Here is a 16,052-nt window from a genome sequence, read left to right on the forward strand (position 1 = left end):
AGCCGCTCCCGCTCCGCCGGTACCTCCCGAGGATGCTTGCTGTGCTTGAGGTAGTAGGGGCCATCCGAGGTCATCACCGCAACGTGCCCACTGCTGCGCCACGTCCTCTTGATCAGCCACGCTTCTCCAACGCCCCAGCCGTATCGATGGCTTCCTGAGGGAGAGCCACGACGTCGGCTGCCGCCGCACTCTCTCGCAGCAACGCGGCCTGCGGCTCCGTCAACGCATACTTCACTGCCCCGGGCTCCACTTGAATCGCTGTGGGCTGCCAAGATAGAGCGAGCGCGGTGACGCTGGGCCATCCATCGTTCCGCGTAGGGGTTCATGTCTCCGAAGCTGCCTCCACGGATCGCGCCGATGGAGTACACGGCCGTCCGGATCGCGGAATCCCACAGAGGAGGTCAGCCGTGCCTCGCTCGTGACGCTCATATGACGCTCCGAGGGCCTGACCGCCCACCCGAAGAGTCAGAGATGGGCCTCTGAACTGGTGTTTTTCTTGCCTCTGCAACATGTGGCGCGTTTGCTATGACCCACCATGTTCGGCATGCGGTCGGGATCACGATGAGCCCCGCCCAGGCCGCCTGGGCCAACGGCCAACACTGGCCGGGCTGCGAGGTCCGGGTCGAGAATTGGTTCGATCACAAGGCGGACGGGCCCTACGACGCGATCATCGCGATCGAGGCTGTTGAGCGCTTCGCCGGCAACACCGTGTGGCGGGCCCGGCGCGTGGCCCGGTACCGGGAGCTCTTCCAGCGCTGCGATGCCTGGCTGCGGCCGGCGGGACGGCTGTCTCTGCCGGCCAACGCCTGGAACGACCGCGGCTGGCTGCCGTCCATGCTGCTGCCGCCCCAACTGCTCACGCCGCATGCAAGGGGCCGGGGCAACCCGGTTCGCGTCGGCCTCCTGGCGATCCGCGACGGCGTCACGAACGTCCGTGAGGGCCTGCACGCGTCGCGGAAGGTGTTCCTTGAATGCTTCCTGCCGACCTGTGCCGAGCTGGTCGAAGCCGGCCGCGGCCTTTTCCGCGTCGTGGAAGCGCGAACCGACACCGGCGACGGCGTGAAGACGGTACGAGCGTGGCTGGAGCGGTCAGAGGCCAACCGGGCGCGCGGGGCGGAACTCATCGGCGAAAGCGCGGTGTCCGACATCATCAGGGAGCAGCGGACGGCACTCAGGTTCCTGAGCGAGGGCCGCTTCACGGTCCTGCGCATGGTGTTCGAGAAGGCATGAGCCGACTTCCGCGTCGAGGGCCCCTCTCGCGCCGTAACCGGGGTGGTCGGGTCGCTCATCGGTGATGACGAACCGGGTGCCCGGAAGCGCACCGCGCGTCGGACAGACCGGAACTCCGGGCCACCCTCGATGCTTGCGGAAGGGCCTACCGGTGGTCGTGGGGACGGGTGTGCGCCGGCTCTTCCGAGTATTCGGGGCAGTCGGGATTGCGGCAGGGGCCCGGTCGCCACACGGGGACGAAGATCCCGCATGTCTTGTGCCGTCGCTTGATGACCATCTTGACGGGCTGCTCGCAGACCGGGCACTCAAGCAAGCCATGCGGCTCAGTCTCATGCTCAATTTTGCCCATTCTTTAACGATAGTGTGCGGTGAGGGATGGCGACAGTGGACGTGCGGCAATCGTCTGCCGCCAGGCGGTGATGCGGTCAGTTTGCCGGCCGGGGCGGGTCGTCGGGCCGCTCATCCCGCCCAGCCTCAGAGCTCGCGTTGTGCCCGCGGTCGGCGGTGTCAGTGCCGGAGAGGACTGCGGCTTGCCCGCTCCGGGTGACGTCACTGGCTCCGGAGGACTTCTGAGGGGCGGGCCGGCGCAGGCTGAGGACGATGGATACGGCGAGGACAGCGGCGATGACGGCCAGGCTCAAGGGGGAGGGGATCTCCGGGATCGCGGGGCTGATCATCTTGTGGGACGCCTGGAGAATGAGCTTGACGCCGATGAAGGACAGGATGACCGCCAGGCCGACGTTGAGGTAGTGGAAGCGGTCCAAGAGGCCGGAGAGCATGAAGTACAGGGCGCGCAGGCCGAGGATGGCGAAGGCATTGCTGGTGTAGACGATGAAAGCGTCGTCGCTGACGGCGAGGACGGCCGGGACGCTGTCGACGGCGAAGATCAGGTCGGCCGCCTCGATCGCGGCGACCACCGCGAGCAGCGGTGTGGCGATGCGTTTGCCGGCCTCCTTGACGAAGAACTTCGTGCCGGCGTACTCGTCCCCGACCGGGATGATCTTTCTCAGCATCCGCACGGCGAAGCTGTTGCCCGGATCGAAGGTGTCCTCCTCTTCCTTGAGGAGTTTGTAGGTGCTGTAGAAGAGGACGGCGGCGAAGGCGAACAGGACCGCGGTGAAGCGGCTGACCACGGCCACGCCGAGGGACAGGAAGATCGCGCGGAAGACCAGGGCCCCGATGACACCGAAGAACAGCACGCGGTGCTGGTAGGCGCGAGGAACCTTGAAGTAGCCGAAGATGACCGCGAAGACGAAGAGGTTGTCGACCGACAGGCTCTTCTCCAGCAGCCAGGCGGTGGTGTACTCGGTGCCGGCGGTTGGGCCGAGGACGAGAAAGACGACCGCACCGAAGATGAGCGCGAGGCCGACCCACAGCCCGCTCCAGGCCGCAGCCTCCTTGAACCCGATGACGTGCGCGGTGCGGTGCGCCAGCAAGTCCACCACCAGCGACACCACCACCGTCGCCGCAAACGCTCCCCACAGCCAGAGCGGAACCTCAAGCACGCCAGCCACTCTCCCGCGGCCGGTGCCGGAGGCGCACCGACCTTTACGTAGGAGTCTGCGGCATTTCACCGCGTACGGCACGGCAGCACCGGCGTGGCCGTGGCCGTGGCCGGGCACGGCGCTGGTCGCCCAGCGCGGTCCGCGAAGCGCCGGTTGCCGCGCTCGCAGCTGTGCTTCGGGGAGCGGGGGATAGGCAGATGGCGGCATGCTTCCGTAGGGGCCGGCGGATCCGGTCAGGGAGGTGTGTGATGGCGCGAAACCACCCTTTCCACCTCGACACCGCACGTGGAGCCATCACGGCGAACCGGGCCCGGGGAATCGGGTGGACTTGGTGGACCTGATCGGTGACGTGGACCAGATGCGCGCTGCGTAGGGGCGGCTGCTGACCGAGGCACTGTCTGGGCACCGCGAGCAGTACCCGCCGTGACCGTACGACTGCAAGTCGTCCGTGGCCGTATCCAGCCGACGTTGATCGAGGTCAGCGACGGCGACCAGCTGATCGTGGTGGGCGCGCGCGGACGCGGCGGATTCGCCGGACTCCCGCTGGGCTCGGTCGGCCAGGCCGTCCTGCACCACGCACACTCACTGCCCTGTCACCGTGGTGCGCTCGGGCCTGTGATGCGGCCCGCTGGCAGCCATGCGGCTGAGGCTGTGAACAGCTACCTGTGGGATCTCGCACTCATCGCCGCGCTTGATCGTGCTCATCGCCCTGTTCGTGGCACCGAGATCGCCCTGATCTCGCTGTGCGAGACCTAGCTCCGCCGGCTCCGCGCGGCGCCACCGCTCCCCGGCTGGCTGCGGACCCCAACCGGGATCTCGCCACAATGCAGATCTGGCGGCCAGGGCCAGAGGGTCAGCGGACGTACTTGCGCTCGGCGAGGTCGGCGAGGTCGGCGACGGAGCGTCCGTGTCCGTCTACGGGGCGACCTGGGAATCGTTGATCTGGGGATCACAGGTGGTTACTCGCGGATCAGCGGTCGCCAGGTCTCCGTCGGCCGTAGGCGCCGATCCGGAGTCGTTGTTGTCCTCGCCGCTGTTTCGCGCTGCTTTTTCCGCGTGAGTTCCTTGGCCAGCTTTTCCGAGTGCAGTCTCATTTCTGCCTCGGCCCTGAGGCCGTACACCGTTGCCTCCTGAGCTTTACCGTCCGTGATCGGTGAGGGAGTGCCCGGGATGTGCTGTCCCTCGCCCGACGTCGGGCGAGGGACAGCGGTGGACGGGGCTCGCGTGTCTGTTGTGAGGGCGAGCTGTCCGCAGGTGGTGTGTTTGAGATGAGCTGCCGGTCAGGCTTTCACGAGCATCTCGATCGTGGTTCCCCGCTGTTTTGCCCAGTTCTCCAGTGTAATGCGGCAGGCGTGGTCGAGATGGCGCAGCTCGGAGAGGTCGAGTTCGACCGGCTTGTCGTGAGGGAGGGCTTCGAGGGTTTCGAGCATTCGGGGCAGGCGGAGGAACGTGGCGGAGCCGGTGAGGGTGACGAGGAGCCTGCCGTCGGTCGTCTCGTAGGTGTCGAGGTGGATGTGGGAGGTTTCCCAGGCGCTTTTGATCACGGCGAGGGCGATGCCGAGGAGGACGCCTTCGAACATGTTGGTGGTGATGATGGCGATCGCGGTGACGGCCAGGACAACGGCCTCGCCACGGTGCGCGCGCCACAGGGGCAACAGGTCCTTGACGGGGATGAGTTTGCAGCCGGCGTGGACGAGGACCCCGGCGAGTGCGGCCAGCGGAATGACGCCGATCGCGGCCGGCAGGAGGGCCGCGAACAGCACGAGCCACAGTCCGTGCAGGATGCGGGAGACCTTCGTTTTGGCTCCGGCCTGGACGTTGGCCGCGCTGCGCACGATGACAGCGGTCAGCGGCAGGGCACCGAGTACGCCGCAGATGGCGTTACCCACGCCCTGGGCCATCAGTTCCTTGTCGAAGTCGGTTCGCGGGCCGTCGTGCATGCGGTCGACGGCGGCGGCACTGAAGAGGCTTTCGGCCGAGGCGATGAGGGCGAAGGCGACTACCGTGCCAAGGGCGGCGAGGCTGCCCAGCGAGGCGAAGTCGGACATCCCCGGCGGCTGGATGGCGGAGAGGAGTCCTTGGACTTCGACGCGCGGGACGGTCCAGCCGGCCACTGCGGTCGCGGCGGTGGCCAGGACGACCGCGGCGAGCGGTGCGGGGAGCAGCTGGGCCTGGGCCGGGAGCTTCTTCCACAGGACGAGGACAGCGATGGTCGCTGCCCCGATGGCGAACGCGGTCAGGGCTTCGCCGGAGGTGGCGATCTCGGCGACCAGGTGCGGCACTCCCAGGATCTTGTCGATTCCGGAGCGGGGCTGCTTGACGCCGGCCATGGTGTAGAGCTGACCGAAGATCAGAACGAGTCCGATGCCGGCGAGCATGCCCTGTACGACCGCGACCGTGATCGCGCGGAAGAAGCGGCCGAACCGTAGTGCTCCCAAAGCGAGTTGGACCAGTCCGGCGATCAGGACGAGGGCACCCAGAACGCCGAGCCCGAACTCCTGAACCGCTTCGAAGACCAGGACGGTCAGGCCGGCGGCCGGGCCGCTGACCTGGAGGCTGCTGCCGGGCAGGAAGCCGACGACCAGGCCGCCGACGATGCCGGTTATCAGGCCGAGTTCGGCGGGCACTCCGGAGGCTACGGCCACTCCCACGCACAGGGGCAGGGCGACCAGGAAGACAACGAGAGAGGCTAGGACATCACGCCGCAGATGGGCGGGTTTTTTGAGGGTGGAGAGCATCAGTGGACTTCCTCGCACAACGGAAGCGGAAGGGGGGTACTCGGCGGCCCGTGGGGCGGGCGGATGCGGGTCACAGCGGCCGGAAAGACTTGTCGTCCGGCCCGTACTCCTGCACGGCTCCGGTGTGCACCTCGTAGTACCAAGCGTGCACCGCCAAGGTGCCCTCCGCGACCCGTTCCGCGATGCAGGGGTGGGAGTGCAGCCGCTCCAGCTGGGCGACCGCGTGGAGCTGGACCGCCTCTGCAACGTCCGGGGAGTGAGGTGCGGTCGTCTCGGGCTGGGATGCCGCCCGCTCCAACCAGCCTTGTACAGCAGGCAGGTTGGAAAGATCGCCTCCGCTCACCAGGGCGTTGACCGCGCCGCAGTGGGAGTGTCCGCACACGATGATGTCGCGGACGCCGAGCACGCGCACCGCGTACTCGATGGTGGCGGTTTCGGAGGCGGGGTGGTCGCTGCTGTACTCGGGCACGATGTTGCCCGCCGTTCGCAGCTCGAACAGTTCGCCGGGGCGTGCGCCGGTGATCAGGGACGGCACCACGCGCGAGTCGGAGCACGTGATGAACAGGACCTCGGGGCTCTGCCCGGCCTCAAGGGCGCTGAACTCCTCAGCGCGCTCTGCCACATGCGTCGTGAAGGAACGTGCGTTGTCAACCAGGGACTTCATGGTGGCCTTTCTCCTGCGCCCACGAGCGTGCTCACGGGCGCGGTGTGTTCAGGTCATCAGTCGATGGGATGTACGTCGGCGTGCCCGAAGAGCGGGACAGCCGATGTGCTTGTGCGTCTTCGTCGACGCGAAGAGGTCATCCGAGACGGGATGGCGCCCGCGCCTACAGCGCGGAACGCGTCACCATCGCTAGCGGCAGCAGCGGGAGCATCTGTGGTCGGGGAGGGACCATGCCGACCAGTGGCCGGAATCGCATGGAATCCGTCGCCGCTCCATCAGTACATCTCCCCCCGGATAACGTGGCCGTTGGCCAGGCCACATGCCTGCCACTGCGTCAAGGCTGTCCGCTTGGTGCAACCGCGAACACCTCTTTGCTCGGAGATTACCTCATGACTGAAGGTCAAGTCGCGGTCAATCATCGGATCATACGGGTGATTGGCGCATTGCCGACTGTGATGTGCCCAGGCGTACGCCCCATAGGGTGAGAGTGGAAGAGCGCTTCCATGAGCGCCCCGACTCTTCGGAGTCCGTCTTCGTCAAAGTGGCACGGCCTGCTCACCCATCGTTCGCTTGCGCTAATTGGGCTCGGCGGCGTGCGTGTCGGGGCGGTATGCGCCCGAGTGGCCAGGGCGAGAGGCAGGAGTACCAGTGTCGATGCTCTTCCGGCTGCCAGTAGAGGAGTATCTGACGGATGCGGCAGCCATGCCCGAGGTCATTCCCGCTGTGTCCCGTGGCGGCGAGCGCGTCAACGATCCCGTGGCTTCGCGCGGCCGTCAGGTCGTGGGTGGCTCCGGGCAGGGCAGGGCAGGGCAGGGGAAGCCCAGAGGAGTCGGCCGAGCGGGTCGGTGAGGACCTGCACATTCATGCCGTGCCGCTTGTGTTTGCCCGAGTAGTAGGGGTGTCGGCGGCGATCCGGTCGATCGGTAGCAGGGTGCCGTCCAGGATCACGAATTCCTTCGTCCGGGCCGTCTCCATCGCCTTGGCCAGGGTCGGTGCGCGAGCGGCCAGGACTTCGATGGCCTCGCGTTTGTACCGGTAGACGGTCGCGATGCCGATTCCGAACCCGGCGGCAAGCTGGGCGTAGGTGTCGCCGCACCGCAGGTGGGCCAGGGCGAGCAGCGCCTGACGGCCGGCGGGCAGTCGTCGCCACCGCGTACCAATCGCCCGTTGCCGGACCGCGAGCTGCTCGGTCAGGTGCCGCAGGGTGCTGCTGGACAGATCGATCGCGGACGGGTAGACAAGCACGCGAAGCTCCTGGCGGACACGGGTGATCTTGGTCGAGAACCCGTCTACCAGGAGCTTCGTCGTTACGTACAGTCCTTGCCCCCAACAGCCCGACGTCGCGGACAGGTTGAAAGGGCTCATTGTCAGACCCGTGCGCCATGTTTGATCTATGCGAACACTCTTCAGCGGCGAAGTGCACGTGGCCTACGGGCAGATCTATGTCTGCAGCGACGACGGCCACTCCCTCGAAGATTCTTTCGCCGGGCAGCGGGCCGGGCTGTGCGGCGGGGCGGTGCCAGGCCAGCTCTTTCTGCTGACCGGAATGCACACCGGCTCCGTCCCGTTCACCGTCGAGCTGCACGAGAGGGAGCCGCCCCTGGACGCCGACGTCTGGGAGGACATCGTCGAGGTGTCGTTCCGGCCCGAATCGGACGAGATCGAGCTCGTGGAGTGGGACAGCGGCCGGTATCCGCTCCCCCTCTCCGAGACCTCGTACCGGGTCCGGTACCACTGCCGGGGCATGGACGAGGCGCACAACGCCGTACGCGACGCGGGCGAACCCGTGCTGGATGAGTATCTGCTGCGATTCTGGCCGAGCCCGCCGGCCCCGGACCGCGTGGTCAAGGAGACCAGCCAAGCCGCCGCCTATTACCACGAGTTCGCGCGCAAGCAGCCCCCGGGCCCCACCCCCGAGGAGCGAGCCGAGGCCGAGCGCCAGGCCCGCGAGGAGGAGGAGCGCACCAAGCTGCAACAGGAGATGGACGCGTGGGGTGGGCGCCTGCCCAGCGACCGGCTGCGGGATGTCCGGGACAAGCTCCGGGGGGTCCAGGGCTATCCGAAGGGCCTCGTGGGCCTTGATGCCGCACTTGTGCACGCGATCGACGCCGCAGGTCCCAAGCAACAGCGCGCGCTCGCCCGCTGGGCAGCGCACCGCGCCTGTGCGACAGCAGGGCTCAGCGAAATCGACTGGGTAGCGCGTGGCCTAGTGGAGCTCGACCGGGGCGAGCCCTACTCGCCGCCGCTGGACGACCCACGACGGCTGCGGGACGCCGCACTCTCCGACGCGCGCGTTCCACGGTCCCACGACGGAACCCCCGGCTTGCCCCAGGCCGCCGCCTTCGCCGCTCTCTTCGATGCTGCAGCCCCCGACCCCCTCAAGGCGGCGCTGGACGCCCTCCTCGCCGCGGCGGTTACCCATGAAACCGACTGCCCCCACCTCTTCGCGGAGGTCCGCCACACCTTCCCAGCGACGGCCATCGCGCCAGAGGCGGAGAGGAGCGACCGCCAGTAGCGGAACCACGTGCTGACCTTCCGTATCGCGCCCCGAGCGCAGCACCTGTGCCCGGCTGGCCAGCTCAGACTGAGGATGGAAAACGCTCACTCTCCCGTTCTCCACGTTCCGTGGTCTCCTCGGCGCACAACGACGAACCAAGGTCGACGGCACCGCGTGAGCGAAGGCTGCGCGAAAGGCGTCACGGCGGCACCGGGGAACACCGCCAAGGCGGCCTGGCTCAGCGTAGAACCCGCAGGCCCTACCCCGACTGGCCGGTCACCGCCGGGCGTTGCCTGGTGCGAGCGGACTGGTGACCTCGGCGATCGCCTCCGGCGACGGCTTGAAGTGGCGACGGGCGTTCTCCGGCTTGTTGTGCTTCGATTTCCTATGAGGATCAGCAGCGAGGCGCCCTGCTTCCCCGAGGTGGGACAGGACGGAGTGGAAGGCGTCGCAACGAGACCTCCGTCTAGCGTCTTGGCAGCTGCCTCCGGGACCGGGGCCGCCTAACGTCCGCAGATTCGCTGACTGCAAGGCTCGCTGGCCAAGACACGGACATGCTCTGGCCGGCTCTGCCCCTAAACGAATGAGTCCAAGGGGTGCTGTTGCGGTCAGTGATCGTAGGCGGTCAGTGACCGCTTGATGGGCTGCCCGGTCTTGTCGTTGTGCCAGATCGCCGCCGTGAGCGCAAGGATCCGGCACAAGACCCGGGCCGCCACCCCTGTCGGGCTCTTGCCGCCGTGTCGTTCCCGGTCGAGCTGCCCCTCTCGTCCTATGTCCGCAGGCGATTTCATGGATTCATTCAGCTAGCGGGTACGGGCGCGGGCGCGGAGTACCTCGTGGTACTCCTCGACCGCTTCCCCCAGCGCTCCCAAGCGGTCTCGCATGCCACCGCACGTGCGTGTTTCCACGAGGGTCCGCAGGACGTAGTCGGGCGAGAACCCCGCCCCGAAACCATTGGGGGTGTTGGCACTGATCAACGGCTCGTTGGTGAACACCGACTCCTCGTCGTCGGAGTGTTGGTAGGTCCAGCGGCACGGCCAGAGCCGCAGCGCGGTCTCTCCGACGTACCTGACCGCGCCCTCGAAGAACGCGTCTCCGGCCGCCGCCTCCAGTGCGGCGGGGCCATCGAAGCGGTCCAGCACCAGCCGTTCCAGCGCCGCGAGCGAGTCCAGCGAGTGGTCGAAGGGGAAGTCGTCGGGCAGATGGGTCGTCCGCCACCGCTCCAGCGCGGCGTCCATGGGCGCGAGCCACTCGTCGAGACACCGGCGGGACTCCTCGCTCGCATGCAGGCGGTCGTCCTCCGCGTACCACGCGGGCGTATCGGGTTCCGCCGTGGGGACCCCGTCGCGCGCCCCGTGGCCGAGGTCCACCGGCATCGGCAGACCGAACTCCTTCAGACCCTCGGCCTGGTCGGGCGTCAGCAGGAGCCACCAGGCGTCATAGGAGTCCTCTTCCAGTTGGTAGAAGGCCCGGGGATCGTCGTTGCCGGGCACGAGGTCGCCGATGATGTCGAAGGCGGTGTTCCAGTCCATGTAGCGGTAGTTGTCCGAGGGGTCCTTCGTCCGGTGCCATATCGACCGCCCATTGCGCCGGAAGTGCAGGTACTCGAGTCCCTCCGCGACCTCCACCCGCTCGACCTCATCGACCACCACCGATCCGCCCGTGCTCGCCGCTATCTCGAACACCATCTCCTCGAGATCGACACCCATCTTTTCGGGCGTCTGGAAGCCGAGGCCGTCGCAGAAGTCGAGGAGGCAGGTCAGCTCGTCGGCGTCCTCGGCGTCCTCGAATTCTTCGTCGAGGTCCATGCCGATGCCGGCCGCCTCCGCCAGGCCGGCTGCGGTCTGTTCCTCCGTCGCTATGCCCAGCCGGACCAACGTCTCCGCAAACCCCTGGAGGGTGCGTGGTATTGGGTTGTCCATGACAGCACCCTCGCACATTCCGGCCGCCGCGCGGCACGGATCTCCCGTTAGATGAATGAGTCCATGGGATGGCCTGCGGACATAGGACGAGGATGTCCAATGTCAGTGTGTGAAGACAGACCTGGACACCCTCGCGACGGCACCCTATGCCAGGATCGACGACGAGTTGAAGGCTTCGCCATGGTTGGCCCCATGGCGACCTACCGTCGGAATCATGCCCACGCTCAGTGACGCCGAACTGATCACCATCGCGGTCATGTCAGCGCTGCTCGGGTACACCTCCGAGCGGCGCTGGCTGCGCCGCGTCGGGCGGGACTTCGGTCACCTGTTCCCCCGCGTACCCCAGCAGTCCGGCTACAACAAGCGGCTACGCGCAGCATCCTCGCTGCTCACCAGCATGATCCGGATCCCGGCCCGGGACACCTCGCTGTGGAGCGACGATGTGTGGCTGGTCGACTCCCCCCGGTCGGCTGCGGATGCTCCCGCGAGACGGCCAAACGCTCGGACCTGGCAGGCTGGGCCCAGTACGGCTACTGCGCGTCGCACTCACGGTACTTCTGGGGCTGCGGCTGCACCTGGTGTGGACACTCGGTGGGCTGCCGATCCTGTTTGCTCTCACCGGCGCGAAGGCCGACGAGCGCGAGACACTGCGCGACATGCTCGATGCCGCGCCCGATGTCGAAGCAGCCGACAGGGGTGGCGGCCCGGGTCTTGTGCCGGATCCTTGCGCTCACGGCGGCGATCTGGCACAACGACAAGACTGGGCAGCCCATCAAGCGGTCACTGACCGCAACGGCACCCCTTGGGCCGTGCCCCGTCCGCAGTTGCTCGGATGGTGCGACTGGACGGGCGACGGCTGGGACTACCGGGCCGAGCTCTACCAGCATGTCGACATGCCCCCGGTGTCCCACAGCCCGGTCCTCCACCATGGGGTGAACCTGCCGGATGTCTGGTGGCACGGCCTCCACCAGGCCCTCGGTCACCTCGCGCTCGTCCACACCGGACGCCAGGCGGTGCGCGAGCAGTACATCCGCCGCCGGGTCCCGGAATACACCGGCATCACCCCCGGCGAGATCACCTGGACCACCGCACACGGGGACCTCCACTGGGCCAACCTCACCGGACCACAGCTGACCCTCATGGACTGGGAGGGCTGGGGCACCGCCCCCGTCGGCTACGACGCCGCGAACCTGTACTTGCACTCCCTGCCCGTACCGGAACTTGCAGAACGGGTCCGCAAAGAGTTCGCCCACATCCTGGGCACCCCCGCCGGCCGGGTCGGTGAGCTGACTGCCTGCACCGAAGTCCTTCAGGCAGCCGCCCGCGTGCCGTTCTACGGCGATCTCGCCGACCACGTACGGCAGCACGTCGACCACTTGAGGCAGGTCGCCGGGCCCGGCGACCAACCTAGCTGCCCAACAACCGGTTCCTGACCGCGGCGAGGACTTCCGTGCGGCTGCGCGGGCCGTTGTCGGCTGCGATGAGGTGGTCGCCGATGCGCAGCGAGAAGGTGATGCGGACGGCCCACCGGGCCGCGGACCTTGACTTTTTCCAGGATGGGGATGAACCGGGGACTGTCGGCGACCTGCCCCTCGGTCACCTCGAAGACCAGCGGGCGGCAACGCCGGTCGGATGCCAGGTGAACCTTGCTGGTCAGCCCGCCGCGCGAACGGCCGAGCGCCGCGGCCTTCAGCCTCGCGCGGCGTCGGTGCCGGATGCGCCGCCGCTCAGCCCGGCCGGCCTCTTCCTCTCCCCTCAAGAGTCAGAACCCAACAACCACTGATCACGACTCCGAAGAGGCCCTAGCTCGGAGAGTCGAGCAACCACCTCGTTGTCAGTTCGTGGACGTCGGCACGGCTGCGATCGCCGTGGTCGGCGAACATGAACTGGTCGGCGATGTACAGCGAGAAGGTGATCAGGCAGCGTGCCTCGACTTCGCCCTCGTCGGCGCAGAAGGCGCGGAACAGCGAACGCAGGTAGTCCATGTGACGGTTGTCGACGCGCCGAACGCGTTCGGCGACCGCCGGATCGCGCCGGGCCCAGTCGCGAATCGCCAGGTCGGTCGTGATGTCTGTGTCGAGCCCGTCGCCGGTGTCAACGATCGCGAACAGGTAGCGCAGCCGGGCTTTCGCATCGCCGCCTTCCTTCTCGACGCGTGCTTCCACGTCGTCGGTGATCTCGCGTTCCCAGCGGTCGAGCATCTCCTGGAGCAGGGCGCGCCGGTCGGCGAAGTATCCGTAGAAGCCGCCCTTGGACACGCCGAGAGCCTTCGCCAGCGCCTCGATCTGGACGGCATCCGGGCCGCCTGTCGCGAGCGCACGCAATCCTTCATCGATCCATTTGTGACGCGGGGTGCGAGCCACCGCCATGATCTGCTCCGTTCCGCCTCGATCACCCATCTGTACGCCATCGTATAGATGGGTGCTAGGCTTCATTTATACGATGCCGTATAGATAGGGGGAGTCATGGCCCTCCCACACGCCACGCGCACATCCCGTCTGAACAAGCCGAAGCTCACGCGCGCGGCCGGCTGGATAGCCGTGGCCTTGGGCGTGATTCACATTGTCGTGTCGCCGCTGGACAATCAGGACGTCTGGTCGGACATCTTTGACCAAGGGCCGTGGCAGACCATCTCGCTGGACGTCACCCCCGAGAACCTGGCCTACTCCGAGGCATTCTGGGTCGCGCCAGGCAGCTTCGGGGTGCCGGTGCTGCTGCTCGGCGCTTTCGTGCTGTGGACGGCGAAGCGGGGCGAGCGGGTGCCCGCCCCGTTCGGCTGGGCCATGACCGCCTGGGGCGTGGTTCTGGTTGCCCTGCTTCCCGCCTCACCGGCATGGGCCTTGCTGCTGGTCGGGGTGCTGCTCGTACTGGCCGCGCGTGGCCCCAGCACAAGGGACGCCGAAGACCATTGAAAAATCCCACTGAGTCGGAGGAACTGGATATGGTCCGCACTGTGGTCCCTATGGTGTTGACGATTGTCCTCATAGCAATCGGCTTGTTGCACTTCATCTGGGCGTTCTCCCCCTGGCCGATGAAGGATGCAATGACGTTTACCAAGACGATTGGCGGCAGCGACGACGGCAAGATGCCGCCGGCACCGAGCACCGTTCTGGTGGGTCTGGCGCTGATCGGCGGCGCAGCGCTCACCCTCATGGTCAATGAGTCCATCCCGGCGATCGGCCCGGACTGGCTGCGGTTGGCGGGCATGTACGGCCTGACGGTGGTTCTGCTCGCCCGTGGCCTGGGTGGCTACTTCATGAACTCCGGAGCCGCCAGCGAATTCCAGCGGTTGAACACTGTCCTGTACTCGCCATTGTGTATGGCACTCGCAGCCCTGAGCGGCATTGTCGCGGTAGCCGCGAGCAGGCGTTAATCTCGATCTTGCATGAAGGCCCGTCAGTTAGCTGGCGGGTCCTTTTCATTCGTTGGTGGCTTGGGTTTCTGCGGGTGGGCAGGCTGTCGGCCCACCCAACGCGACAGCCGGGCCCACAGCACGTCAGCACTTCGTACACCTCGGGAATGTCCCGTCACGGACTGCCCGTGCGAAAGCGCCACACCACCCCGTTGAGCTGGTCCCGCAGTCGCTGCGGGTTGGGACCGCGCTCCCCGATCGGGAGGAACGGCTCGACCAACTCTCACTCGCCACCGCTCAGATCGCCACGCGTCATACCGGCCTTCTACCCGGCCGCACCCCTCTCACGGGAGCAGACCGCGGCCCTGAAGATCAGAACTCAGAACAGGCCCTAACGCCTCGACTGGATGTGTAGGTACTCATGGTTCGTGACACAGGTGGTGCCTGTTGGCCTACGGTTCTTCCACTGTCTCAGGTCGATGGCACGCAGCTCAGTCTCACGAACGTGGCATCTCCCTACGCCCAGTGTTCGATAGCTCCAGTCGGCTGTTTGTAATCGCCGACGACGGGGGGCGACCCGAAGGCTGTTCCGTCACTGCCGTGCGGTTGCCGCGTTCGCCTGGCATGGCTTGGGTGATCTGCGCGGATGATCGGAAGTGGATGGGCAACGCAGCGTCATGTCGTGGGTGGGGCTCAGCGGACGGGCAGAGGACGCGGCCCGGCGCTCCCCGCCAAGCACGCCAACCTCAACGTGCTGGGCCGCTACAGCATCCGCGCTTCGGCCCCGGCAGACGGCGGGCTGCGGCCCCTGCGCGATCCGGACGCGGTCGACCCCGCGGACGAGGACGGCGCCAGCGGCTGACGGCGGCCGTCAGCCGACCTACCCACGAGGGCCACTTCGCCTTCGCGTTGTCACTGCTCAGCTCGGCGGCCTTGCGGCAGGCCGGTCGGTCGTAGACGGCGTCTTTGCGGTGGCCCTGCCCGAGGGCGAGCCGTCCGCACTTCGGGCACCACACCATGGCGTCGCCCGCCCGTCACGGTGATGCCGTGCTCACGGGCCAGGCGGTCCACCGCCTGCCGCACACGCCGGCGCGTCTTGAGCTCCGCCTGCCACGGTGGGGTGTGCGGCAGGCGTCAGTGGCCGGCGGGGGTGGGCGAGATCTGCTGCATGAGGCTGAGCAGGTCCGGAGCGACCCACTCCTCGGCGATCTGGTCGCCCTCGAAGCGGTAGACCTCGACGCTCCGATAGCTGACCTCGCGGCCGGTCGCCTCGAACTGCTGGAACGCACCCTGGTGAGTGCCCTGGAAGTGGACCAGCACCGTCACCTTGTCGCCGACGCCGAACATGTCCTGGACGTTGATCCTCAGGTCGGGGAAAGCTTCCTTCATGATCTTGGTGCCCTGATGCCAGACGTCACGGCCGTGCAGCGGGTCGGGGCACCCGGGGACGTTGGCGATGAAGTTTTCGGTCAGCATCTGCGCGGCCTCGTCGAAGTCGCCGCTCTCCACGAGCTGGTACGCGGTGCGCATCAAGGCCATGTTCTTCTCGACGGTGGTGGTCATCTCAGGGGTCCTCTCGGGGATCGTCCCGCTGCTCGGTGATTGCTTCGGGCCGGATGCCACTCAGTAGAAACTGTTACGTCGCGGCAAGGTCAAACCGGACGCGGCTCCCCCTGGCGCCCTCCACCGCGGGTGCGCTGTGCAGGCCATCCGCCGTTCAAGGGCGCCCTTGACCGTGCCGCGACGTCACGGTTTGTACTGGGGACCATTCGAATTGGCGAGATCGTCGCGCTCGTCGGGGTCGCCCCACGGGCCGTGCGGAACTACCACCATCTAGGGCTGTTGCCCGCGCCCCTACGGCGTAATAACGGTTACCGCGATTACGGCATTCGGGAGGCTGTCCGGCTCGCCCGGATCCGGCCCGTCGCAGACATCCGCGTTGATGCAGCGTGACGCGACGCGTCCTACGACACAGAGGCGGTCACACCCTCAACTGCCCTCGGGGGCGCCCTTATCACGGGAGACAGCCGGAAGTGGATGGGGTCCGAGTAGGAAATGGACCAGGAAACCGGTGTAGCTGTCGGAAGTCTTGGCAGGCCGTGGTCCAGGCCATGACGTCGGAATTTGCCCGTCGGAACTCGTAC

12 protein-coding genes and 7 pseudogenes are annotated in these 16,052 nt (G+C 67.2%); 9 read left to right on the forward strand and 10 right to left on the reverse strand.

The genetic code is table 11. From position 1 onward, the window contains the following. Positions 1-525: 525 nt before the first annotated feature. Positions 526-1,230, forward strand: coding sequence for a hypothetical protein (locus AB0I10_RS26000; RefSeq protein WP_363155026.1), 705 nt, complete (start codon positions 526-528; stop codon positions 1,228-1,230). A 425-nt stretch (positions 1,231-1,655) separates the two neighbouring features. Here the strand turns inward: AB0I10_RS26000 and AB0I10_RS26005 are convergent, their stop codons facing one another. Next, positions 1,656-2,735, reverse strand: a complete 1,080-nt coding sequence (locus AB0I10_RS26005) for a TerC family protein (RefSeq protein WP_363155027.1) — start codon at positions 2,733-2,735, stop codon at positions 1,656-1,658. 376 nt (positions 2,736-3,111) lie between these two features. On the opposite strand from AB0I10_RS26005, the pseudogene AB0I10_RS26010 reads away from it, so the two are divergent. Then, positions 3,112-3,354 (forward strand): annotated as a pseudogene (locus AB0I10_RS26010) (universal stress protein); the annotation flags it as partial. A 661-nt stretch (positions 3,355-4,015) separates the two neighbouring features. Here AB0I10_RS26010 and AB0I10_RS26015 read toward each other — a convergent pair. The 3 genes and pseudogenes from AB0I10_RS26015 to AB0I10_RS26025 all read right to left on the reverse strand — a co-directional run. Continuing rightward, positions 4,016-5,473, reverse strand: a complete 1,458-nt coding sequence (locus AB0I10_RS26015; protein ID WP_363155028.1) for a SulP family inorganic anion transporter — start codon at positions 5,471-5,473, stop codon at positions 4,016-4,018. Between the two features lie 70 nt (positions 5,474-5,543). Next, entirely contained in the window at positions 5,544-6,137 is a 594-nt protein-coding gene (locus AB0I10_RS26020) for a carbonic anhydrase (protein WP_363155029.1), read from the reverse strand. Positions 6,138-6,875: 738 nt separating this feature from the next. Then, positions 6,876-7,382 (reverse strand): annotated as a pseudogene (locus AB0I10_RS26025) (transposase family protein); the annotation flags it as partial. Between the two features lie 148 nt (positions 7,383-7,530). Here AB0I10_RS26025 and AB0I10_RS26030 point away from each other — a divergent pair. Next, the gene (locus tag AB0I10_RS26030) at positions 7,531-8,652 is read left to right on the forward strand and encodes a hypothetical protein (RefSeq protein WP_363155030.1); all 1,122 of its coding nucleotides are present in this window, start codon (positions 7,531-7,533) and stop codon (positions 8,650-8,652) included. A gap of 258 nt (positions 8,653-8,910) precedes the next feature. On the opposite strand, the pseudogene AB0I10_RS26035 reads toward AB0I10_RS26030, so the two are convergent. The 3 genes and pseudogenes from AB0I10_RS26035 to AB0I10_RS26045 form a co-directional block, all read right to left on the reverse strand. Continuing rightward, positions 8,911-9,018, reverse strand: a pseudogene (locus tag AB0I10_RS26035) (site-specific integrase); the annotation flags it as partial. A gap of 224 nt (positions 9,019-9,242) precedes the next feature. Next, positions 9,243-9,365, reverse strand: a pseudogene (locus tag AB0I10_RS26040) (IS982 family transposase); the annotation flags it as partial. Positions 9,366-9,437: 72 nt separating this feature from the next. Continuing rightward, on the reverse strand, positions 9,438-10,556 hold the full coding sequence (locus AB0I10_RS26045; protein ID WP_363155031.1) for a hypothetical protein: 1,119 nt from the start codon (positions 10,554-10,556) through the stop codon (positions 9,438-9,440). A 109-nt stretch (positions 10,557-10,665) separates the two neighbouring features. On the opposite strand from AB0I10_RS26045, the pseudogene AB0I10_RS26050 reads away from it, so the two are divergent. Both AB0I10_RS26050 and AB0I10_RS26055 read left to right on the forward strand, forming a co-directional pair. Continuing rightward, positions 10,666-11,348: pseudogene (locus AB0I10_RS26050) on the forward strand (hypothetical protein); the annotation flags it as partial. A gap of 17 nt (positions 11,349-11,365) precedes the next feature. Beyond that, positions 11,366-11,989 (forward strand): hypothetical protein, encoded by a 624-nt coding sequence (locus AB0I10_RS26055; RefSeq protein ID WP_363155058.1) that lies wholly within the window; start codon positions 11,366-11,368, stop codon positions 11,987-11,989. A gap of 143 nt (positions 11,990-12,132) precedes the next feature. Here AB0I10_RS26055 and AB0I10_RS26060 read toward each other — a convergent pair. Further along, positions 12,133-12,243: pseudogene (locus AB0I10_RS26060) on the reverse strand (IS5/IS1182 family transposase); the annotation flags it as partial. A gap of 115 nt (positions 12,244-12,358) precedes the next feature. Then, a complete protein-coding gene (locus tag AB0I10_RS26065) occupies positions 12,359-12,925 on the reverse strand; it encodes a TetR/AcrR family transcriptional regulator (RefSeq protein WP_363155032.1) in 567 nt (188 codons plus the stop codon). Positions 12,926-13,021: 96 nt separating this feature from the next. Here AB0I10_RS26065 and AB0I10_RS26070 point away from each other — a divergent pair, with 96 nt between their 5' ends. The 3 genes from AB0I10_RS26070 (at position 13,022) to AB0I10_RS26080 (ending at position 14,770) form a co-directional block, all read left to right on the forward strand. Continuing rightward, entirely contained in the window at positions 13,022-13,468 is a 447-nt protein-coding gene (locus tag AB0I10_RS26070; protein ID WP_363155033.1) for a DUF6463 family protein, read from the forward strand. Between the two features lie 50 nt (positions 13,469-13,518). Then, positions 13,519-13,929, forward strand: a complete 411-nt coding sequence (locus tag AB0I10_RS26075) for a DUF3995 domain-containing protein (protein ID WP_363155034.1) — start codon at positions 13,519-13,521, stop codon at positions 13,927-13,929. 661 nt (positions 13,930-14,590) lie between these two features. After that, positions 14,591-14,770 carry a hypothetical protein gene (locus AB0I10_RS26080; RefSeq protein WP_363155035.1) on the forward strand — a complete coding sequence of 60 codons (180 nt, stop codon included), beginning with the start codon at positions 14,591-14,593 and terminating at the stop codon, positions 14,768-14,770. 272 nt (positions 14,771-15,042) lie between these two features. Here the strand turns inward: AB0I10_RS26080 and AB0I10_RS26085 are convergent, their stop codons facing one another. After that, a complete protein-coding gene (locus tag AB0I10_RS26085) occupies positions 15,043-15,471 on the reverse strand; it encodes an ester cyclase (protein WP_363155036.1) in 429 nt (142 codons plus the stop codon). Between the two features lie 204 nt (positions 15,472-15,675). Here AB0I10_RS26085 and AB0I10_RS26090 point away from each other — a divergent pair. Next, positions 15,676-15,828: pseudogene (locus AB0I10_RS26090) on the forward strand (MerR family DNA-binding transcriptional regulator); the annotation flags it as partial. Between the last annotated feature and the right edge of the window lie 224 nt (positions 15,829-16,052).

Source organism: Streptomyces sp. NPDC050636, assembly GCF_040654775.1.
Lineage (GTDB): Bacteria > Actinomycetota > Actinomycetes > Streptomycetales > Streptomycetaceae > Streptomyces.